Genomic DNA, 1,881 nt, shown 5'->3' with positions numbered 1-1,881 from the left:
CGCGCCGCACCTGCGGCCATGGCCTTCTTCTCGCCGCACGACATGGGCTACGACCGCATCGCGCTGAGCAATGCCTCACCGTCCCACGCCAGCTGGGGCCATGAAGACCGCTCGCTGGCCTTCCGCATCCCGGCCTCCGGCGCCAGCGCGCGCCGCATTGAAAACCGCCTGCCCGGTGGCGATGCCAACCCCTACCTGACGGTGGCCGCCACGCTGGGCCTGGGCCTGCTGGGCCTGCAGGCGGCCGAGCCACCGATGGATGACAGCGACGAGCTGCTGCGCCTGCCACGCAGCCTGCCCACCGCGCTGGACGCGCTGCATGCCAGCCAGGCCCTGCGCGAACTGCTCGGCGACCCGCTGGTTAACGCCTTCATCGCCATCAAGCGCCACGAACACGCCGAACGCGCCGCGCTGGCCCAGCCGCGCGAGCAGTGGGACCTGACCCACCTGCTCGAACTGGGCTGAGAGGCTGAGGCGCGGTTCTCGGGTTCAGCTGCTCATGCTGCGCCGCTCTCCACGCCCTTGAAAACCAGTGCCATCGACAGCTTGAGGTCAATGCTGCCAAGCACCAACTCACCGGTCCCGGTCTGGTCGGTCAGCAACCAGGCGCCGGCCTCGGCCAGGGTGAAGACCTCCACCTGGCGCTTGGTCGTGTCGATCAACACGTACTCGCGCAGTGAAGGCAGTGTGCGGTAGAGGATGAACTTGTCCCGCTTGTCGTAGCCCCTGGTGCTTGGCGACAGCACTTCGATGACGAGCTTGGGGTCGGTGATGGTCTGCTCGTCGCCGGCCTCGGCCTTGCCGCAGGTGACCATCACGTCGGGGTACAGGAAGCCCTCGGAAAGTTCTGCCTTGACGTTCTCGGCAAAGACCTGGCACGGCGTGCCGTCCAGGTGGTCGCCGATGCGGCTGGCCAGGTTCAGGATGACCCGGTTGTGGCGCAAGGTTCCGCCGACCATGGCATAGGTCTCGCCTCGGTAGAACTCATGCCGTTCCGGCTGTTCCTCCTCCCAGGCGAGGAACTCTGCCATCGTCATCTTGTGCAGTGGCATGCCCATTCGCGTGGCCCTCATGGTTGGAAGTCACTGAGCCCCAGCATAGCGCGGCCCTGAACCTCTCATCAAGACAGACTGAGCCCGGGCCGCGGCAACGCCAGCCACTCGCGCACGCTGCGGCGTTGCCACTGCCGCGTCGCATAGGCCGCCAGGTGGGCCGGCACCGGGTCGCCGTGCATTACCAGCCGGTTCAGCATCAGTGCCAGGTCCAGGTCGGCCAGGCACCACTCGCCGAACAGGTCGTCGCTGTGGCCGTGCAGCAGCGTGTCCGCGACGCTGAACAGCTTCTGCGCAGCCGCTTCGGCTTCGACCGACAGCGGGGCACGGCGCTGGGCGAAGAAGATCACTTCGGTGGGGCGTTCGACGCGGATCGGCATCAGGTCGCTGCGCAGCCAGGCCTGCACCTGGCGAGCGTGCGCACGCTGCCGCGGCGAGGTGGGGTAGAGGGCAGGGCCTGCGGCGGTGTCTTCCAGGAACTCGGTGATGGCCGAGGACTCGGCCAGGTTGAAGCCATCGTCCTCGATCAGCGTGGGCACGCGCTGGGTCAGCAGCGTGCCGGCCAAGGTCGCGGCCTTGTGGGCGTCTGCGCCCAGGTCCACGGTGTGCATCTCGAAGGGCAGTCCTTTTTCATGCAGGGCCACGAAGACCGACATGGCGTAAGGGCTGGCGTACTGGGCATCGACGTAGAGCTGGCGCATCAAATGGCGCGCGGCGCCCTGGGCGCCGCGTCTGTCAAAACGGAGGGAAGGCCAGCGTAGCACCGGCAGCCCTCGCGGGCGGCCAGTGCTTTGCCTGCCTTTCAGCGCCCGCGGCCGCGCAGCAGGCC

The 1,881-nt window shown here is 67.8% G+C and carries 2 protein-coding genes and 1 pseudogene; 1 reads left to right on the top strand and 2 read right to left on the bottom strand.

Going from position 1 to position 1,881, the window contains the following annotated elements:
- A pseudogene (locus FKP22_RS28960) lies at positions 1 to 465 on the top strand (glutamine synthetase); the annotation flags it as partial.
- 32 nt (positions 466 to 497) lie between these two features.
- Here the strand turns inward: FKP22_RS28960 and FKP22_RS28955 are convergent.
- Both FKP22_RS28955 and yfcF read right to left on the bottom strand, forming a co-directional pair.
- Positions 498 to 1,052 carry a Uma2 family endonuclease gene (locus FKP22_RS28955; protein WP_231012016.1) on the bottom strand — a complete coding sequence of 185 codons (555 nt, stop codon included), beginning with the start codon at positions 1,050 to 1,052 and terminating at the stop codon, positions 498 to 500.
- Positions 1,053 to 1,120: 68 nt separating this feature from the next.
- Positions 1,121 to 1,753 carry a glutathione transferase gene (yfcF, locus tag FKP22_RS28950; protein ID WP_141291601.1) on the bottom strand — a complete coding sequence of 211 codons (633 nt, stop codon included), beginning with the start codon at positions 1,751 to 1,753 and terminating at the stop codon, positions 1,121 to 1,123.
- Positions 1,754 to 1,881 lie beyond the last annotated feature (128 nt).

The sequence above is a fragment of the Ideonella azotifigens genome (genome assembly GCF_006519715.1).
In the GTDB taxonomy this organism is placed as follows: domain Bacteria; phylum Pseudomonadota; class Gammaproteobacteria; order Burkholderiales; family Burkholderiaceae_C; genus Ideonella; species Ideonella azotifigens.
This window is presented reverse-complemented; position numbering and strand designations above follow the sequence as displayed.

Bases quoted from the DNA above. Each gene is read 5' to 3' on its own strand.
- FKP22_RS28955 (WP_231012016.1), bottom strand. From the start codon at position 1,052: ATGCCACTGCACAAGATGACGATGGCAGAGTTCCTCGCCTGGGAGGAG.
- yfcF (WP_141291601.1), bottom strand. From the start codon at position 1,753: ATGCGCCAGCTCTACGTCGATGCCCAGTACGCCAGCCCTTACGCCATG.